The sequence below is a fragment of the Tatumella sp. JGM91 genome (genome assembly GCF_018257575.1).
GTDB lineage: Bacteria > Pseudomonadota > Gammaproteobacteria > Enterobacterales > Enterobacteriaceae > Tatumella > Tatumella punctata.
The window spans coordinates 1-17,557 of record NZ_JAERJP010000040.1 but is presented as its reverse complement, the minus strand read 5'-3'; the positions used below and the strand labels follow the sequence as shown (position 1 = coordinate 17,557).

The following is a 17,557-nucleotide window of genomic DNA, read 5'->3' as shown; positions in this document are numbered from 1 at the left end:
GGTACCAGACTGATTTCGACACGGCGGTTAAGCGCCCGGCCCTGCGGGGTGTCATTGGTTGCGATCGGACGGCTTGCGCCATAGCCCTGCACCGCAAAACAGCTTTCAGGTACATCCCCGGTGTCACGCATCCAGTCACGCACCGCTTCGGCACGCTTCAGGGACAGCGTCTGGTTCAGTGCCGGCTTACCGGTGTTATCCGTATGGCCCGCCACCACAATCAGCCAGCCGGGTTTGCCCCTGATGCCGACCAGCGAGTTAACCAGCAGTTTGGTGGAGCCGGGCCTGAGATCGAAGCTGCCGGAATCGAACAGCGACATGCTGTCGAGGCGCACAATTTTCGGTACCGGCTTTGGCCCGGGTTTCGGTGGCGGCGGCGGAGGGACATAAGTATCAATCGCCTGCTGAACCGCCAGCCACAGGCGGTTACCTGAATACAGACCGAGCCCGTAACGGTGTGGCTCTCCCTGACGCTGCCAGCGCTCCAGCAACAGAGCATCCTGCTGCAGAGCATGCAGAGCCTGCGATTTCGCAACATAATGATTCATCGGGATAGCCTGCCAGCGCTGAAGGTCGGTGCTGACCCTGCGGATAAGCGACTGGTTATGTCGCACGGAAAGGACAATGGCGCCAAGCACGCATAACAACAGAATCATGACCACCCGACGCCCTGTTTTTCCCCCCTGCAACGGGGTGGTATAGGGGGCCAGCAGAGGGAGTACAGCATCGGCAAAATGCCAGCGAGGTTGATATGCAATCACACGACCGGCAGGAGCTATGCAGGTCCGGCGAAACAATAACTGTGGCCACAGCGCAGCTAGCGAGGTGGATAGCGCACCGAAACGCAGAGTGACAGCAAAGGGCAGTACGGCCGGATACAAACGATCCGCTTTGCCCAGTTCATCCAGCACCACGCAGTGAAGCAGTGATCTCGCCAGTGTCAGATACGGCTGAACAACGGCTGCCTGCAACCACTGCTGCCATTCGCTAAGCATGATGGCTGGTTCTTCATCCGGACACACTAGCGTCGTATTGCCTCGTACCACTATCCACGGCGTTTCCGGACCACTGAATTCGGCATTAAGCACCAACGGAACGTTATAGCCGGTAAGTTCCCGTAACTGCTTCATCTGCAGACGCAGCGCTTTGAGTGACGCACGCAACAACGCCTCATCCTCATGCTGGTCCGGCAGACAGCGGTACATCACGGCGAGCTGGCCTGCCATCGCCGGAGTGCGCGCCAGCAGGCACTCTGCAAAAGAGGTAAGTCCGGTCAGTTCCGCTATCCGCAGATACCAGCCCTGTGCCGTCCCCCTGCATGGGCCGCCCGCAAATATGGCACCATCCACATCACCACAGATCAGCACTACCGGCCCGGTATGGCTTTCTGGCGGGAAGTGACCTGCTTCATCAGCCTGAACAACAGGGCATTTTTGACGGTAACCCTGACGGATAAGCACAGCGGAAATCAGCAGAACGACCAGCGTCAGGACCAGTTTTCCGGTGACCGGCCATGGGATAAATCCCCAGACCAGCCACAGCACCGCGACAAGGCACAGCAATACCGGCAGGGCAGCCCGGAGCAGTGTTCGGCCGCGCATCAGAGGTGCTCCGGCAATTGCTGGTTCAGCAAGTCCTGCAGCCACAGATACCCGCCCAGCCAGACAGCACCAGTCAGGACCACTGCCAGTACCATCCAGAACCAGACGGACCGCAGCAGGGTATAACGACGACGACCGGTTTTCTGTACGACCAGTGAGCCGCCCGCCTTCGGTGGTGGCACTCGTTCATTCAGGGCTGCTATCACCTCATCACGCTGTGATTGCCCGACACCGGAGAGGCTGTACTGCCCCTGAAACCCCAGAGCCAGCACCCGCTGGTAGCAGACCAGTACCGCAGGCTCCGGCGCGGGCTGTCGCAGCACCTCCGCGATACGATCATATAAGGCCTCGCCCGCTCTCAGAGATCCAAAGTAGACTGCCTGTAGCGGTGCAGAACGCCAGGCTCGCTGTCCGGCATCCAGGGTCATATTCAGTGCATCCTGTCCACTGCTCGCGGATATAATCGCGTCCCTGTTTTCTGGCTGCTGAGCCTCTGGCTTACGGTTCATTACGGTTTCATCCAGCAGGGCGCACTGGGCATAGGTAATGTGATCAATACTTTCTGTACTCAGCCCTGCGCGCTCCAGCGCTTCACGTACACTTTCCACCTGTGCTTTGCAGGCCGCATAAAGCGCAGGGCCGTCCGTTACCTGCCCGCCATGGCGCAGCTGCGCCACCGTGAGCCAGGTCTGTACCATCAGAGCATCAATATCGATAACCTTATTCATGAGCGCAGCACCGCAAACAGTTCAAGTTCCAGTTCACCAAGCAGTGACGGAACGTAGAATACGCACACCCCCTGATCCAGCATTTCGCGGGCCGCCGGACTTTCCATATCCAGTACGAAGTACTGGTTTTCCAGACGCAGCGGCAGTGCAGCAGGCACGCGGCTCAGGGTAATAAGACCAATTCCTTCGACAGCCACACCGGACACCTCGCCAACTTTCGCCGGGGCACCGGCAATACACATCTCTGCGAACCGCCCGGCAATCTGCCACGCGGGTTGATTCGCCCGCACCGAGAGGTAAAAATCTGCTTCATCGCGCAGACGAATATCATGCAATACTGCTTTCCATGTTTGCGGATCCATACGCTCCATTCTGACCGCTACCACACGGGACGGCAGGCTGGCTTCCAGCAGTTGACTGATAAGGTCAAACAGTGGCGGGAAGGTCTGCTCCGGCGTACTGTGGTCGTAACCCGGTATCGCCTCCGGGTCGTGCTCAAGGGAAAAAGTCAGCATACTGCCGGCAAGACGTGCCAGTTCGGCCCAGACCTGCTCAGGATGCCTGTCAGGGAAACGTTCATACTCAGAGAGCACCCGGCCATGGGAATTCAGGGCATTCAGCAGCCAGAACAGCGATACATCCGCGACCGCAAAATCAGCCATTCTGTCGTTGCTTTCACGACGCATAGACATCAGCCGCTGGCGACGGGAACGCAGCTGGCGGTTCAGCAGCGCCAGGCGTTCACACAGACTGCGGCTTGCTGAGAACAGCGCCATCGGCGGGATAAAGTCAGGATCCTGACGCCACCCCCCCCTGCCCGTCCCGCAACAGACGGGCAACAGCGCAGGTATCCCATGCGCTATTGTCTTCATGTCCGAAACGGAATGTCAGATTAAAGCGGGCAACCGCCACCGACTCTTCTTCCGGACCAAAATGATCGGCGATCGTCTCCCAGGCTTCCCGATAGCGCAGCGGGCGCTCTGCCGGTACCTTGTCCGTCTGCACATTGACGATCCCGGCCTGCATCACCGGTAAAGCCACATACACTGTCACCGGGACATTGCTGGCAGACGCCGGTGTCTCAATTTCACGCGGCTCCGGTGGCAGATCGCTGAACCGGGTGTCAATCAGCGTGTCATCCGGGAGCCAGAGACGCAGTGACTGCGCCCGGATCCGCCCGGAGGCCAGCATTGCTTCATCCAGCTCAACCCGGCCAACACCCCAGGGAAAGGTACTTCCGCGGGCGGCAATACCCGCCCGCGAAAATGCATCCCATTCAGACTGCTGCTGGAATTGTTGCGGGGCCAGAAGCGCCCCTTCATTCCACAGCGGACGGTAAATTTTCATCCCTGATTTCACCTCGTGTTACGATTTTGCTTTCGGCATCCGCGAAACCAGTGACAGGCTGACATCCATCCCTTCCACCTGGAAATGAGGGACCGCATACAGCTTCACGCGGAAGAAGCCGGGGTTGTCTTCGATATCTTCGACCACCACTCTGGCATCCCGTAACGGATGAGAGGCCTGCAGTTCGTCACCCGGGTCGGTCATTTCCGTCACCAGACTGCGCACCCAGCTGTTAAGTTCTAACTCCAGCAGACGGCGATCTTTGGTGGTACCGATATTTTCACGCTGAATAAGCTTCAGGTAATGGGCGATACGCGATAGCAGGAAGATATAGGGCAGCCGGGCATTGATACGGCTGTTGGCCGTGGCGTCAGCCGTATCATAACTAGCGGGCTTCTGGGCTGAGTTGGCGCTAAAGAAGCAGGAGTAGTCTCTGTTTTTATAGTAGGACAGCGGAATAAACCCCAGACTGGCAAATTCGAACTCGCGGGTTTCCGGGATCATCACTTCTGACGGGATCTTCACCTGATTGCCGGTACCCAGATCATAAAGATGGATTGGCAGATCCCGGACAGCACCACCAGCCTGCGGACCACGAATTTGTACACACCAGCCATTGCTGATAAAGCTGCGTACCATGTTAGCCGCGAAAGCAAACGAGGCCTGGGTCCACAGGTATTTATCGTGATCCGGGCCTTTCACTTCCTCGACGTAGTTGAAACTGCGCACCGGTACAGTATCCGGACCATAAGGCAGCCGGCCCAGTACGCGTGGCATCACCAGTCCGATATAGCGGGCATCGTCCGTCTCGCGGAAGGATTTCCACTTAATGTATTCAGCACGGTCAAAGTAGTTACCGATATCTTTGATCGCCGCGACATCTTCCATCGACTCTTTGAGGAAAAATGCCGGGCCTGCGGAGCCGATAAACGGCATATGTGCTGCGGCAGACACTTGCGAGATATTGCGCAGCAGCGTGATATCCTGAGCGGATGCATCAAACTGGTAAGCGGAAATCAGCGCCGCTATCGGCTCTCCTCCCGGGGTATCATACTCATCAATATAAGTCTGTTTATACAGGCCGCTGTGGATGATTTCCGGGCTGTCCTCAAAGTCCTGACGCAGGTCTGCTTTGGACATGTCCAGCAGTTCCACTTTTACATTCTGACGGAAATCGGTTTTGTCGATAAGGGATTTCACGCCGCGCCACAGACTTTCCACCGCCTGAAAGGCTTGATGGTGCATCACCGCATCAAGCTGACGGCTTATCCGCCCGTCCAGCTCAGCGATATGATGGTCAATCAGGTTTTTGTCGAGCTTTTCAACCTTTGAGCCCGATGTTGCCAGACACTCCAGAAAGACCTGCATACCGGCCGTTAATCGTTCATCCACCGTTGCTTCTGACATTACCTGCGCATCCTGCCAGATATCCAGTGCGCTGAGCCCCGGGACCGGGTGCAGATTGATTTTTTCAAACAGAGACGCATAAACCCCGCCGGTCGCCGGCGCGTCGGTCACCACACTTTCGCCACCCGCGGCATTCTCATTGTTTACAGACATCAGCATCTTCCTTAATTAATCGGTGAGATCATCGTGACCGTTATGGCTGTTTGGTTGCCAGAGCTGCAAGTTCGGATCTGAGTTCTGCACTTAACGCCGGATCACGCATAATTTTTTCCAGTTCTTTGCGGAAGTTCTGGTTGTCCAGCAGGTTAGCTTTTAAATCACGAAGTAAATTGCGCATGGAAAGCATGGCTTTCAGCTGAGGTATTTGCCGGGAGACCTGCTCCGGAGTGAAATCGTTGATGCTGCGGAAGGTCAGGCTGATGCTGTCTTCGCTGCCATCATCAGCAAGCGTATTTTTAACCGTCAGACTGATTTGCGGGGAATATTCAGAAAGCACAGCGTCAAAGTTATTTTTGTTCAGATTCACTTTTTTGCGCTCAGACAGTGGTACCGATTGCCGGCCATGACTGAAGTCGCCCGCTACCAGTAATTTCAGAGGAAGTTCAGTTTTCTTACCCGCGCCCCCCGTATGCAGATCAAGCCTGAGATTAATACGTGCCTTCGGCACTTCGTTCTGGAAACTGTCAGCCATTTCATCACCCCTCGCTTTATCGCTGTGCACACTTTCAGACTGAAGTAATTTACACCCGATGGCAGAATAATGATCTAACCAAGATCAAATATACAGATCTTTAATTCGCACAAAGTTAATAACTAAGAATTTTACACTAGAAATTAATGGCGGGTTACACTGAGATACCAGAAAGCTGAACTACGGAAAATGCAGTAAGCAAATATTTATATCGAAATAGTTAAAATGAGCAGTTAGTTATTAAACAATTAATCTTCAGTTGATTAAAATCAATACACTTGAGCAAGAGACAGCCTCTGTTGAATAAGTCGGGTATTCGCAGAGTTGAAGCATCTGAGTGCTGATTCCCTGACAATGCAGACAGTCCCATGGCTAAGCAGTAATTCAGAGTATTAACAACCGGTATATCAGCAACAAAACACTCATCAATTGCGGCTCTATAACTTGCTGGCTGGATGATAAAGCGATTAAAACGTGGTATCAGTCAGCCCCCCCTATCCCACGGAAGGCCCTGCCACTCCCCTGATCTTGCTATCACTCACGCTCTGGTGATTAAACGCGTATTCCGGATGACCCTGCGGGCTGCACGGGGGGGCATTGATTCCATTCTCCCCGAATGGGCGTTCTGCTATGCAGCCCGGATGATAACTGTATCGGCAGTCGGGTAATGTCACAATGAACTGCGGCGTAAGAAAATCAGGTACTCATTCCCCCGGTGAAAGGGCGCGGGCTATTAGCCCGCTGAATGATATACCTTTCCTGCTAGCTGGCTCCGTTAATTGCATTTTACTGACAGGTGAGTTATATGCTTAACACTGCCGATTAAGATATAAAAATCACCTGTATGAAGAAGAAAAGCCTTAATCAGGTCACCGATTTTGATCTGAAACTGCTCAGAATTTTTAAAACTGTCGCTGACTGTGGCAGTTTTTCTGCCGCCGAAAGCCTGCTGGGTATCACCCGTTCGGCCATCAGCCTGCATATGGGTGATCTGGAACAGCGCCTGGGAATGCGACTATGTCAGCGTGGCCGGGCCGGATTTTCTCTGACCGACGAAGGTGTTGAAATCCTGCGGCTCAGTGAGAATATGATGAGTTCCGTTGAGTTTTTCCGTCAGCAGGTTAATCAGATGCATGAACAACTCCGCGGCGAATTTACTATCGGTATTATTAATAATCTGGTTACCCAGCCAATGATGCGTATTACCCACGCACTGCAAAAACTCCGCGCTGACGGGCCCAATATTCGCATTAATCTGAGTATGTGTACCCCCGCGGAAATAGAAAGGGGGCTGATCGACGGGCATCTGCATACAGGTGCATTACCCCTGATTTCTCCCCTGTCGGGGCTGAATTACCGGCCTCTGTATGAGGAAAAGTCCAGTCTTTACTGCGGCCATACCCATCCGCTGTTTCATTACCAGGGCGATCCGGGGCCTGAGTTGCTCAGCTCGCTGGATGCAGTAGTACCTTCCTGCAGAATGACTGCAGAGACGATCAGATTACACCAGCAACTGAACGGCAGTGCGACGGCGACTGACAGGGAGGGGATTGCATTTCTGATTCTGACCGGAAAATTTGTTGGTTATCTGCCAGAGCATTATGCAAACCTGTGGCTGGAGAAGAATATGATGCGAGCCCTTGCTCCGGATACTTTATCTTTCAGTACGACTATCGCGGTAGCTACCCGTAAAGGCCATCGTCCGAATGCTATACTCGATCTGTTTATGCGCTCCCTTGAACACTGAGTTGCCCGTCAGACTCGTTTTGCCGGCGGGAAGAGATGCACATCGTTTGGAAAACAGCTGCTGCCTGGCAGGGTAAACATTATCCGAGGTAATATGATCCCCGGATTCGTTTAGAAATATGACCTCCGGCCAGAATAATGCCCCCGCTGCCGGAGAATACCGGCAGATAATCGCTGGCCGGCGATGTTCGCGTCATCTTTTATAGAAGGTTATGATCGGGTGAGAGCTGAAATCACTACCTTCGATACCCGGTAAATCAGTGCCCGGGTTTACCAATTACAGCCTGCGCCATAAAGCTTAACGGTGGCACTCCGTAACCGGTAACCGCAGTGATTACTGTAGCTTACTTTCCTGAAAGGATATTTCGCTTGTCACCCGCGTCAGGATATTCACGCAATAACCTTCCTCCGGCAATAAATACCGTTCATCTTTTGATAAAGCCACGCCAGGAAAGCATATTATAATAACGAACCTGTATTTCCATACTGAATTAACCGCAATAAAAAGAAAGAAACGCCCGTTCTTTCCGGATAAACTCATCAGTACCTGTAAAAATAACAATTGAATTAAAACGGCAATCATCTCAGGAGTATTAATTACGATTATTTAATAAATAATATAAGGAACAGGAATATGAAAAATAAAACCTCTTCATCCCGCAGAGATTTTATCCGTATCGGATCTGCCATTACGGCGGTATCTTTGCTCAGCGGCAAAACTGTTTTTGCAGATACTCCGGTAAATCCACCGCCCGGAGCCGATCCGGCTTGCCCGGCGCTGCCGCCGGAATCTCTTCCCGAAGGATATAACATTCTGTTTATTGTCTCAGACCAGGAAAAATATTTTGATCACTATCCCTTCCCTGTTCCCGGCCGTGAACGGTTAGCAAAGCGCGGAGTCCGCTTCACCAATCATCATATTTGCAGTAGTGTCTGTACTCCGTCACGGTCAGTGTTATACACCGGCCTGCATATGCCACAAACAGGTATGTTTGATAACCCGGGGTTCCCCTGGATGCCCGCCAGCCTGGATCCGACGCTGGGAACGCTGGGGCACATAATGCAGCAACTGGGCTATTACCCGGCTTATAAAGGGAAATGGCACCTGAATAGCCAGATGTCCAGTCCCGGTAACAAAATATCCGTCAGTTCAACGGATATCGCTTCCATTCCCCGTGGCGAACTGACGGCCCTGATGCAGGAGTACGGATTCAATGACTATACCGGGGTGGGAGATATTATCGGACACAGCCAGGGAGGCTATCTGTACGATGAACTGACAGCAAGCCAGGCTATCAGCTGGTTACGGGGGAACGGCAGGGATAAACAGGATCACCACCAGCCCTGGTTACTGGCGGTTAATTTAGTCAACCCGCACGATGTGATGTACCTGAATACCGATGATCCCGGAGAAAAAAACCAATGGCAGGGCCGGTTGATTACCGGTAATAACAGCTCTTTTCCGGCACAGCCCCCCGATAACGCCCTGTACCGGTATCGCTGGCCGCAGGCAAAACTTGAAGACTCCAGGTTCCAGTCTTTTTCCGCCGCCGGACGGCCACCAGCACATCTTGAATACCAGTTATGTAACGGCATTCAGGTAGGAACTATCGCTAATGTGGATCGTCGCTGGCGTAAGTTACAGGACTATTATTTCAACTGCATACGGGATAATGATACCCAGCTAGTGAGAATACTCAATGAGCTTGATGCTCTCGGCCTGAGCGAAAAAACAATTATTGTCTTTACCTCTGATCACGGCGAGCTGTGTGGTGCTCATCAGATGAATTGTAAAGGCACCTGTACCTATAAACAACAGGTCCGGGTCCCGTTGTTTATTGTTCATCCTGACTTTCCCGGCGGAAAAGACTGCCATGCCCTGACCTGTCATCTGGATATTATTCCGACCCTCGCCGGATTAACCGGCCGGAAGAATACAGAGGATAATGCACTGCTGGCATCCCGCAAAGGTGCAGATATTAGTCCGTTGCTGTTTTTCCCGGAACGTTACCCGGTCAATTATCTTCGGGATGCTATCCTTTATTGTTACGATATGCTGATGTATTCAGATGCTACTTATATTGGCAATATGTTTAAGGTTATTCGTGATGAGACCCTGAGCAGTGAAGAGAAAAAACACCGTTTCAATACCTTTACACCAGATCTGAAAAAGCGCGGCGGGATCCGAATGATCTTTGACGGGAAATATAAATTCACCCGCTACTTTTCACTGCAACAACACCATATTCCCGAAACCCCGGAAATATTACGTCGCTATAACGATCTCGAACTCTACGACCTGCAAAGTGATCCGCAGGAAATGCATAATCTGGCGGCAGATAAACAGTATTCATCTCTGGTCGACCATATGAACGATAAACTTAACCGTCTTTATCGTAAAGAAATAGGTACTAAGGATGACGGGCATTATATTCCGCCATTAAAAGGCCTGAAATGGTCGCTGGATCCGGAAGTTACTGCTTATTTGCTCAGGGATTAAGGGTCATGGTACAGACTAGGATAATTACAGTGTAGCAGTTCAGCCGCGGCCCGGGCACAGCAGGCCGCTTTCAATGGCTGGTCGCTACCTTCAGGATAATTTATCCGGCAAACTATCCCGGTCAGGGTCGCGTTGTGGTTCGGCTGAGCGGAATACCAGCCAGATACCGGCAAAAATAGCCACCATTCCGGCCATTGCTGACCACGGCAGCCGGTTCCCCAGCAACAGATAATCCAGTAGTGCCGTGGTCACCGGCACCAGGTAAAACAGGCTGGTCACATTGACCAGACTGCCTTTAATCAGCATCCGGTAAAATAACAACTGAGCCACAACAGAAACAATCAGGCCAAGAAATACCACCGACAGAATCAGCTCCGGTGTCAGGCATATAGTCACCGGACTGAACGGCAGCATCAATAAGCATAACAGCAAGCTGGCTGCATATTGTAACGGAAGTACCCTTACCGGAGGCTGCTCTATCTGTTTTTGCATTACTGTTCCCGTGGTGATACATGCCAGTGCCGACAGGGAAAATATCATTCCGGATAACGGGAAACCAGAGACCAGCAGACTACGCCAGACCAGTAAAAACAGCCCACCAAGAGCAATCATTAGCCCTGCCAGCCTGCGCCCTCTGAAGCCTCTTTCGGTACAACACAAGGTCAGTATTGGCTGAATACCCAGCACAGCTGCCAGCAGACCAGGGGTTATGTTATGTGCCATGGCCTGAAAGTAACAGACAGAATAACCACCAATAAATAATACGCCTGTTATTGCCACCCGTAATCGGGTCCCTTTTTCCGGAAGCCACTGCCGACGTAATAGACAAATCAGCACTAAGGCGAGTAATGCCACAGAAAATCGGGCAATCAGTAAGGTCAGCGCTGTTGCATCATTTAATCCCAGCCGGGTGAATATGGCACCACCGCTCCAGAGTAATACAAATACCCCGCTCGCTGCTTGTGATAATCCTGCGTTTCTTCCAGACATTTTTTCATCGCCCGCTCTCTGAATAATGAACGCATTCTGGCACGCCGCTTGAAATGACAAAAGCGAGTCTTTAGCATGCTACTCATGACAAAACCAGATGGATATCTCTTATGGACCTGAATCTTCAGAAGTACAAAGCCTTTATCAGCGTGGTTGAATACGGCAGTTTTACCCGTGCCGCAGAGAAAATTTATTACTCCCAGTCAGGTATCAGCCGGATGATTAATGATCTCGAAAAAGAGTGGAACCTGACATTATTCGAACGCAGCCGAAGCGGAGTAACGCTGACCGCAGACGGACGGCATCTGTTGCCCTTTGCCCGTAGTTTGTGTGAGAGTTACCGTACTTTGCAGAATGAAGTGGATGCCCTGAACGGACTGGAGTCGGGCACCGTCAGAATTGGCACGTTCTCCAGTGTTGCTATTCACTGGTTACCTGAGGTTCTGCGTACTTTTCAACTGCACTTTCCCGGTATCGATTTTGAATTAATCCCGGGAGACTATAACGAAACAGAGACCCGGATCAGCGAAGGAACTGTCGATTGCGGGTTTATCCGGCTACCGGCCAGAAATCCGTTAAAAACCCTTTTTTTACAACGGGATGATTATTTACTGGTCCTCCCGGAGAATCACCCGCTGTGCGAAAACGGTGCCGTTCCGCTGGCGCGGATTTGTGACTACCCGTTTCTGTTACTGGAAAAAGGGAATAATAATGAGATTACCCATATTTTCGGTCAGTATGATCTTAAACTGCGGGTACGTTATACATTATGGGACGATTATGCAGTGATGGCTATGGTGGAAAAAGGACTGGGCATCAGTCTGTTACCAAGGCTGATCCTGCAAAATATCCCTTACCGGATTAGGACCACAGAAACTATTCCCCGGACCAGCCGCGATATCGGGCTGGCATTCCGCGACAGTCCGACCCTGTCACGGGCAACCGGGAAATTTATCGAGTTTCTGCAACAGCATACACCGGAGATATTTTCCCTTAAGTGACGGGTTATCCCCGGATTCGGGAGGCAAGGGCTGGTAAGACAGACTGAAATTGCGTAGTGCACCATACAGATGATTATTCAGATAAGTATAATAACGGCGAGTAAACAGATTATTGATGTTCGCCTGTCCCGACATCTGGCGGGTTAACTGATAACGAAAAAACAGGCTGACCCGAGAGAGTGACCGTAGTCTGCCGTAACTACCAGTTGCGGAAGCGTGCCGGGCTGATTTTCTGCCATCACTGTTTTGCCGGAATAGTCACAGCCAGCAGCCCGTATCGTACAGTGTACAGCTGTAACAGGTAAAAATCCTTACCTGCACGGTCAGTGCCAGTAAGGATAAGTGAAAAATATTACGCCCGCCGGACAAACGGCACTTCCCTGCAGCGACAGGTTTACTGAAAGACACCTTTATTCCCTGACAAAAGGGAAGTAAATCACCGGTCTCAGGCTACCCGAACATAAACGATAAATATAACTGCCGGTATCTTTTGGGTAATCACTGCCAATGGACAGCGTAACCTTCTCCCGGGTCAGGGAGTCACATTTACTTATTAAATTGTAATGCGTATGATTATCATTACAATTTAATAAGGATTCCGCCCGATAACGGGTCCGTTACTTCCCCGGAGTTAAGCATGAGATTGCTATTCAGCCCGCGTAAAACCTTACTCGCTGCTGCTATTGTTACCACCTTTAGCCTGACGGCTTGCCAGGCTCCTGCCGAAAAGACCTCAGCAGTGCCCGTAACACACACTGTCACTCCCCCCGCAGACAGCACACTCATTCAGAGACAGTTAGGTGACGGGTTATACGAAATGGCAAATTCCCCGTCGGCCGGTGTGCTGTATGTTGCCAGCGCACAGAGTTTTAAAAATGTGAATGGCGGTATACTGTACCGTCTCGACCCGCGCACACTAAAGACTCTGGGTGAAACCCACACGGACCTGAAAAACTTCGGAATGGCGAGTGATAAGAAGGGCGATGTTTTTTACACCACCAATACCCTGGACGGTAGTATTTCTAAAGTGGATGCGCACAGTGGTAAAGTGCTGCAACGCCTGGTCCTTGGCGGTAAAAACAAAGAAGGCTATAACATCGGTGCCCGCGAAATCCTGTGGCATGGCAATGAATTGTATGTCGGAGCAGTAGCAGACCCCGGCTTTATTTCTGTCATAGATACCAAAACATTTCGCCTGAAAACCCGTATTAATAACGCCGGTAAATGGGTGACCGGTATTATTTATTCACCACTGACTGATCGTATTTATGCGGCTAACGGCAGCAGTGAAATACTGGTGATTAATCCCCGGAGTTATAAAATTGAACGGCGTCTGACACCGGGAGATGGTAAAAAATATCTGTTCCTGAATATGGCTGAAGACCCTGCCACCGGCCGGTTGTTTGTAACGGATGATTCTCAGGGTAAAACCACCCTGGTGTTTGACGAACACAGCGGTAAGGTAATTAAACGTATTGACGGCGATGCTCTGGGTATTAAATTCAATCCGGTACGTAACGAGATCTATATCAGCCAGCGTCAGTCGAAAAAAGTTCTGCAACTGGATGCAACCAGTTACGTGCTGAAACACAGCTGGTCATTTGACAGTCATCCAAACAGTCTGCTGATATCGCCGGATGGTCAGAGCCTGTATGTGACAGTGAAACAGGATTTCAACAAAGATACTTCGACGACGGGTCCCGACAGTGTGGTGCGTATCAGCCTGCAGTAGCCCGCAGAGTAATAATGGCCGGTGAACCCGTTTCTCCGGCCATAATACGATAAATATTTTTTATCCTCACCACCAAATAAACCGGCTAAAAACCTGTTTAACCCTATCCTGATAGCTGCCACATTTTTTATTTCACATCCGACGCTAACAATTAATACAAAGTTTTCTTGTTATATCCTGACAAACTATACAATTCGTTTATCAAAAAGTAGCAGAAATGTGACCTATAACACTGATAGTTATTACCGGCTGGAATGATAATAAATTTTTATCTATAACCTCTGTATTGGCGTCAGCATCTGCAGATAATGATTACATGCTGGCAACACCTGTCGCAATAGTCTGATAAAAAGAAGGTACCTGTTATGGCATTCTCAACGATTAATCCTTACACCGGTGAAACTGTTAAGCAGTTTAATGATGCAACGGACAGTGAAATCTCAGCGGCGATCAGTCGCGCAGACCAGACCTTTGCCGAATGGCGTCAGTTGGCTATCGCGCAGCGTACAGTCATTTTACAGAAAGCCGCCGACATCCTGCGGGAAAAAACACAGTTTTTTGCAGAAATCATTACCCTTGAGATGGGTAAGATTATTGGTGAAGCACGTGCAGAAGTCGAATTATCGGCCAGCATTTTTGAATATTATGTAAAAAACGCTGAACAATTACTGAAGGACCAGCCCCTGCCGGTCGCTGACCCCGCCGAGGGACAGGCCGTTCTGGTCCATGAGCCTTTAGGAGTACTGCTGGCCGTCGAGCCCTGGAATTTCCCGTTCTATCAGATTGCCCGTATCCTTGCACCTCAACTGGCTGCAGGGAATACCCTGTTACTGAAACATGCTTCTAACGTTCCCCAGTGTGCAGAAGCTTTTGAAAAACTGATGCTGGATGCTGGTTTACCGGCCGGCGGCTTCACTAATCTGTTTCTGCCACACAGTAAAATAGAATATGTCTTGAAAGATCCGCGGGTACATGGTGTTGCCTTAACCGGCTCCGAAGCGGCAGGTGCCAGCGTGGCGCAGACGGCCGCTAAATACCTGAAAAAATCCACCCTCGAACTGGGCGGTGCTGATGCTTTTGTGGTACTGGCCGACGCTGAATTAGATAAAACGGTTGAATGGGCGGTATTCGGTCGCCACTGGAACGCAGGCCAGGTCTGTGTGTCATCGAAGCGTATGATTATCCATGAAAAAATTTACGATGCTTTCCTTGAAAAATACACTGCCGGGGTTGCCGCCCTGAAAGCCGGTGATCCGATGGACAATACAACCCGGCTGGCTCCCCTGTCTTCTCAGCGTGCTGCAGATAACCTGAAGCAGCAGATAGCGAAAGCGGTGGAACATGGTGCCATCGCCACCGAAGTCGGCGATAAAGTTCCGGCACAGGGCGCTTTTGTTCAGCCAACCATTCTGACAAACGTAACTCCGGATAATCCGGCGTATTATGAAGAATTTTTTGGTCCGGTGTCGATGATAATTAAAGCCAGAGATGACGAAGATGCGGTCAGAATAGCCAATGATTCTCATTTCGGGCTGGGTGGCTCAGTATTTACCGCTGATCCTCAATACGGTTATCAGCTGGCGAAAAAAATCACTACCGGAATGGTCTATATTAACCACCCTACAATGGTGAAAGCAGACCTGCCTTTTGGCGGAGTAAAACGTTCCGGTTATGGCCGCGAACTGCTGGGGCTGGGTCTGAAAGAGTTTGTTAACCATAAACTGATTGATATCGTTGATATTGATGCACCGTTCTGACAGCGACTGCGCGCAGATATCCATCTGTAGCCCCGGCAGAAACGTCCCCGCTGCCGGGGTTTTTGCCGCCAATTGCCGGAACAGACAGAATATCGCTGCTTTTTCCGGCAATACAGCGCAGATTGTTTCTTTTATCATCAAACAATCCTGCGGCAGATAAAACCGCTTTGACAAGCCGGGTGCCCGCCGTTACTATGCGCCCGTCTTCACGACAATTCCTCTGTAGTTCAGTCGGTAGAACGGCGGACTGTTAATCCGTATGTCACTGGTTCGAGTCCAGTCAGAGGAGCCATATTAAAGAAACCAGATGTCTTCGGATATCTGGTTTTTTGCTTTTTATCAATTGGTTATCCCCTTCCCGCGGATATGCACTCGCCCACTAAAAATCCCCGAAGCTATACCTTTTGCAGGTAAATTGGTGGTAATGGCAGTGCGATTGCGTTTTTACCAACAGTCGAAGGATGCCGTTATGCCACTTACTGATACTAAAGTAAAAACGCCAGGCCCCTCGGTAAGGAATATAAGCTGACTGATGGCTTACCGCTTCGACGGCAAGCAAAAAATCGTTTCCATAGATATCTTCCTGTTGTTTCACTTTCTGCTGCACAACAATGCAGTGATGAGGCCGGAAGCGATGGTTTTACGTTGTATTCCGGCAGTTCGGCTGCAAGACGCAGCACACCATACCGGTGTTTTGCCGCACTGAATACCCTGCGAACCGCATTATCGCAGTTAAGACGGAACTGCTGATGCAGGCTGACCTGGTCACGGCGTCTGAGCCAGGCATACCGCCGCTGCGGGTGACACCCGGCACCCGGCACATAACCCTGATGCTGAACTCCGCCTGATATTTTTCAATAAAGACAACCTTCATTTCAGGCGCTTCGCGAACTATGTCGCGGCCTTTTGGGGGAATGACCAGCTCCTCATCCCGTTCTGCCCGTTGCCGCTTTAACCGGACATTTTCTGCGGCCAGTTCACTTTCACGTTGTGAAGAGGTCATTTGTTGCTGTTGCTTACTGCCCGGGTATAGAACGGCGATTGGTAAAGACTGAGTTGGCGGGCAGCAGCGACATTTACCGGTCATTGCTGTTGATAACAAACGACTGATTGTTAAATGTGAAAGACTGTAACGGTAGCAGGACCTATTTTTGGTGCTATGATAGGTGCATTAGGCTGTGCAGTTTGCACGTATTCATTACAGGAGAGGAACTATGACAGCAAAACAACGCAGCACGCAGAGTGTGACCATGACGGTAGAGCGTACTTTACTGCTGCGTGCGCGTGAGGCAGGCATTAACCTGAGTGCGACCCTGACAGCCGCCCTTGATGCGGAGCTTCGTTACTATGAAGCGAAAAAATGGCAGCAAGAGAACAGGGAGGCCATAGTCGCATTAAACGGTTTTCATGATGAACATGACTGTTTCAGTGATGAATACAGGACATTTTAACTATGCAGTTCACCGTATATAGGAATACCGGTAAAAGCACCCTTTACCCACTGCTACTCGATGTCACAAGCGATATTATTGGACAACTGAACCGCCGGATAGTGATTCCGTTGCTGCCTATTGAAAAATATCCGCCAGGCCACCGCCCGGATCGCCTTATCCCCGTTGTTAGACTATCGGATGGCAAAGAATACGCTGTTATGGCTCATGAGCTGGCAAGTGTCCCTGTCCGGGCTCTGGGAGCGGCGTTCTGTAATGCTACTCAGTATCGCTCTCAGGTAAAGGCCGCCATAGATTTTCTCATTGACGGCATTTAGTCGTGGCTGCCGACAGCCAGTTCCAGTTCAGCTATCGGGCGGAAGAAAAATATCTCGCGATGCTTCGCATCAAACAGAACGGGAACGTTGTTCCTCATCCCTGTCCTGATACTGTCAAACAGCCTGATCAGCGACTCAGAATAAGGCTTTGATGCCGGGCTCAGACTCGGAGAAAAAATTGAAAAGGATATGGTCGCTATTCCTGTCGTAAACCGGTAGTGTTCAAAATTCTGTGTCATTTCAGTAAACTAATCTAAAAAAAGAGATGACACATGACCAGGCCCACCTT

13 protein-coding genes, 1 tRNA gene and 4 pseudogenes are annotated in these 17,557 nt (G+C 50.9%); 10 read left to right on the top strand and 8 right to left on the bottom strand.

The features are described 5' to 3' along the window. From JK198_RS16555 to tssB, 5 genes and pseudogenes are all read right to left on the bottom strand, one after another. Positions 1 to 1,601 (bottom strand): OmpA family protein (locus JK198_RS16555; protein ID WP_212715368.1); only part of this gene is annotated, 1,601 nt, incomplete at its 3' end. Continuing rightward, positions 1,601 to 2,329 carry a type VI secretion system protein TssL, short form gene (gene tssL / locus JK198_RS16550; RefSeq protein WP_212711054.1) on the bottom strand — a complete coding sequence of 243 codons (729 nt, stop codon included), beginning with the start codon at positions 2,327 to 2,329 and terminating at the stop codon, positions 1,601 to 1,603. The genes JK198_RS16555 and tssL, both read right to left, overlap by 1 nt. Further along, positions 2,326 to 3,676: pseudogene (gene tssK / locus JK198_RS16545) on the bottom strand (type VI secretion system baseplate subunit TssK). Before tssK ends, tssL begins: the two are co-directional and overlap by 4 nt. An 18-nt stretch (positions 3,677 to 3,694) precedes the next feature. Next, entirely contained in the window at positions 3,695 to 5,242 is a 1,548-nt protein-coding gene (gene tssC, locus JK198_RS16540) for a type VI secretion system contractile sheath large subunit (RefSeq protein ID WP_212715367.1), read from the bottom strand. Positions 5,243 to 5,276: 34 nt separating this feature from the next. Beyond that, a complete protein-coding gene (gene tssB / locus JK198_RS16535) occupies positions 5,277 to 5,774 on the bottom strand; it encodes a type VI secretion system contractile sheath small subunit (RefSeq protein ID WP_212711034.1) in 498 nt (165 codons plus the stop codon). Between the two features lie 368 nt (positions 5,775 to 6,142). On the opposite strand from tssB, the pseudogene JK198_RS16530 reads away from it, so the two are divergent. The 3 genes and pseudogenes from JK198_RS16530 to JK198_RS16520 form a co-directional block, all read left to right on the top strand. Next, positions 6,143 to 6,382, top strand: a pseudogene (locus tag JK198_RS16530) (transposase); the annotation flags it as partial. A 236-nt stretch (positions 6,383 to 6,618) separates the two neighbouring features. Then, entirely contained in the window at positions 6,619 to 7,521 is a 903-nt protein-coding gene (locus JK198_RS16525) for a LysR family transcriptional regulator (RefSeq protein ID WP_212711036.1), read from the top strand. 633 nt (positions 7,522 to 8,154) lie between these two features. Continuing rightward, positions 8,155 to 10,020, top strand: coding sequence for a sulfatase-like hydrolase/transferase (locus tag JK198_RS16520; RefSeq protein WP_212711037.1), 1,866 nt, complete (start codon positions 8,155 to 8,157; stop codon positions 10,018 to 10,020). A 90-nt stretch (positions 10,021 to 10,110) separates the two neighbouring features. Here the strand turns inward: JK198_RS16520 and JK198_RS16515 are convergent, their stop codons facing one another. Further along, entirely contained in the window at positions 10,111 to 11,010 is a 900-nt protein-coding gene (locus tag JK198_RS16515; RefSeq protein WP_212711038.1) for a DMT family transporter, read from the bottom strand. A gap of 110 nt (positions 11,011 to 11,120) precedes the next feature. Between JK198_RS16515 and JK198_RS16510 the strand changes: the two genes are divergently transcribed. The 5 genes from JK198_RS16510 (at position 11,121) to JK198_RS16490 (ending at position 16,206) form a co-directional block, all read left to right on the top strand. After that, on the top strand, positions 11,121 to 12,011 hold the full coding sequence (locus tag JK198_RS16510; RefSeq protein WP_212711039.1) for a LysR family transcriptional regulator: 891 nt from the start codon (positions 11,121 to 11,123) through the stop codon (positions 12,009 to 12,011). 637 nt (positions 12,012 to 12,648) lie between these two features. After that, positions 12,649 to 13,743, top strand: coding sequence for a YncE family protein (locus JK198_RS16505; RefSeq protein ID WP_212711040.1), 1,095 nt, complete (start codon positions 12,649 to 12,651; stop codon positions 13,741 to 13,743). 365 nt (positions 13,744 to 14,108) lie between these two features. Next, on the top strand, positions 14,109 to 15,500 hold the full coding sequence (locus JK198_RS16500; RefSeq protein WP_212711041.1) for an NAD-dependent succinate-semialdehyde dehydrogenase: 1,392 nt from the start codon (positions 14,109 to 14,111) through the stop codon (positions 15,498 to 15,500). Positions 15,501 to 15,716: 216 nt separating this feature from the next. After that, a tRNA-Asn gene (locus JK198_RS16495) sits at positions 15,717 to 15,792 on the top strand. A 240-nt stretch (positions 15,793 to 16,032) separates the two neighbouring features. Beyond that, entirely contained in the window at positions 16,033 to 16,206 is a 174-nt protein-coding gene (locus JK198_RS16490; RefSeq protein WP_212711042.1) for a hypothetical protein, read from the top strand. Here the strand turns inward: JK198_RS16490 and JK198_RS16895 are convergent. Then, positions 16,139 to 16,571, bottom strand: a pseudogene (locus JK198_RS16895) (IS3 family transposase); the annotation flags it as partial. The gene JK198_RS16490 and the pseudogene JK198_RS16895 overlap by 68 nt on opposite strands. A gap of 143 nt (positions 16,572 to 16,714) precedes the next feature. On the opposite strand from JK198_RS16895, the gene JK198_RS16485 reads away from it, so the two are divergent. Further along, entirely contained in the window at positions 16,715 to 16,951 is a 237-nt protein-coding gene (locus JK198_RS16485; protein ID WP_212711043.1) for a type II toxin-antitoxin system CcdA family antitoxin, read from the top strand. 2 nt (positions 16,952 to 16,953) lie between these two features. Next, positions 16,954 to 17,268 (top strand): CcdB family protein, encoded by a 315-nt coding sequence (locus JK198_RS16480; RefSeq protein ID WP_212711044.1) that lies wholly within the window; start codon positions 16,954 to 16,956, stop codon positions 17,266 to 17,268. On the opposite strand, the pseudogene JK198_RS16475 reads toward JK198_RS16480, so the two are convergent. Beyond that, a pseudogene (locus JK198_RS16475) lies at positions 17,265 to 17,402 on the bottom strand (molybdopterin-guanine dinucleotide biosynthesis protein MobC); the annotation flags it as partial. The gene JK198_RS16480 and the pseudogene JK198_RS16475 overlap by 4 nt on opposite strands. Between the last annotated feature and the right edge of the window lie 155 nt (positions 17,403 to 17,557).